Source organism: Xanthomonas cissicola (assembly GCF_008801575.1).
GTDB classification, from domain to species: domain Bacteria; phylum Pseudomonadota; class Gammaproteobacteria; order Xanthomonadales; family Xanthomonadaceae; genus Xanthomonas; species Xanthomonas cissicola.
On the sequence record NZ_VZPL01000206.1, the window covers coordinates 1 to 975 of the forward strand.

4 pseudogenes are annotated in these 975 nt (G+C 55.6%); 2 read left to right on the forward strand and 2 right to left on the reverse strand.

Going from position 1 to position 975, the window contains the following annotated elements:
* Positions 1-106 (forward strand): annotated as a pseudogene (locus F7R02_RS25565) (IS5/IS1182 family transposase); the annotation flags it as partial.
* Positions 107-259: 153 nt separating this feature from the next.
* On the opposite strand, the pseudogene F7R02_RS27680 reads toward F7R02_RS25565, so the two are convergent.
* Positions 260-469, reverse strand: a pseudogene (locus tag F7R02_RS27680) (IS3 family transposase); the annotation flags it as partial.
* 45 nt (positions 470-514) lie between these two features.
* Positions 515-760: pseudogene (locus F7R02_RS27685) on the reverse strand (transposase); the annotation flags it as partial.
* A gap of 28 nt (positions 761-788) precedes the next feature.
* Here F7R02_RS27685 and F7R02_RS26775 point away from each other — a divergent pair.
* A pseudogene (locus F7R02_RS26775) lies at positions 789-975 on the forward strand (hypothetical protein); the annotation flags it as partial.

Sequence of the window (975 nt, forward strand, 5' to 3'; positions counted from 1 at the left end):
CGGCCTGGCCAAAAACACCGCACACGTGCTGACCTTGTTTGCGCTCTCCAATCTGTGGATGAAGCGAAAGCAGTTGCTGCCGGCTATGGGGAGCGTGCGCCTGTAAACCAGGAAATTCCCACGGAAAGCGCCAGAAATGGCGAAATTCCAAAGATTCAAACGCCACTCTTCGGAACGACGCGACATCCCGCACTCTCAGGCCTCGTTATTCAGACCTTCCCTAGCGCCGCTCGAACTCTAGAGGCGACAGGTGGCTTGTTTAACCATGGCGGCGTTTTGGGTTGTAGAACATTTCGATGTAGTCGAATACCTAGGCGCGTGCGGCGTCCTTGGTGGTATAGATCCCTCGCCTCATCCGCTCGCGCTTGAGCAGGCCGAAGAAGCTCTCCACTGGTGCGTTGTCGTGGCAGTTACCACGCCGACTCATGCTGCACACCAAACCATGGCACGCCAGGAAACTTCGTCGGTCATCCTTTAGGATGTCGCACTCCTCAATCACTCGACGCAACTCTGCCTTCATCCAACGAACCTCGGCGCGCTGCACCACCCCATGCTTGCGGAACTTGTGCAGCCAGGCATACAGGCTGTGCATGGTGACACTCAGCCGCTCGGCGACTTCTGCCACCTTGAAGCCACGATCGATCACTTGCCGGACCGCCTCGATCTTGAACTCATCCGTATACCGCTTACTGCTCATGGATACCTCCGAATCTACCATTTCCATGGCCTTGAGATGTCTAGGAAACCCCGGGCGTATCATGTCCAGCAATTAATCGACCTTGAGAACCATGCGTCATACAGAAATCGTCAAATCAAACCGTCCCATCACGCCACCGGAAGAGCAAGGAAAGTTGCTCTCTAAGCGATCGTGGTCCATCACCCGTTTCGTCGGCAGCCTCGCTGCCATGACAACTCTGGCTGGGGTTGTCCTTCATGGCTGCGGTCATGTCGCATACACCACCTATCTCGATGCAT